The 254-nt window shown below is 54.3% G+C and carries 1 rRNA gene; it reads right to left on the bottom strand.

Annotated features, from left to right (window positions below):
- Positions 1 to 254 (bottom strand): 23S ribosomal RNA (locus M3180_RS22580); the annotation flags it as partial.

Genomic DNA, 254 nt, shown 5'->3' with positions numbered 1-254 from the left:
CGCTACCCCCACCTCATCCCCGCACTTTTCAACGTGCGTGGGTTCGGACCTCCAGTGCGTGTTACCGCACCTTCATCCTGGACAGGGGTAGATCACACGGTTTCGGGTCTACGTCTGCATACTATAAGCGCCCTATTCAGACTCGCTTTCGCTACGGCTCCGTCTCTCCAACTTAACCTTGCATGCAAACGTAACTCGCCGGTTCATTCTACAAAAGGCACGCCATCACCCATTTAACGGGCTCTGACTTCTTG

The sequence above is a fragment of the Paenibacillus camelliae genome (assembly GCF_023715345.1).
GTDB lineage: Bacteria > Bacillota > Bacilli > Paenibacillales > Paenibacillaceae > Pristimantibacillus > Pristimantibacillus camelliae.
The sequence above is the reverse complement of the archived record's forward strand: the minus strand, read 5'-3'. Positions and strand labels throughout refer to the sequence as shown.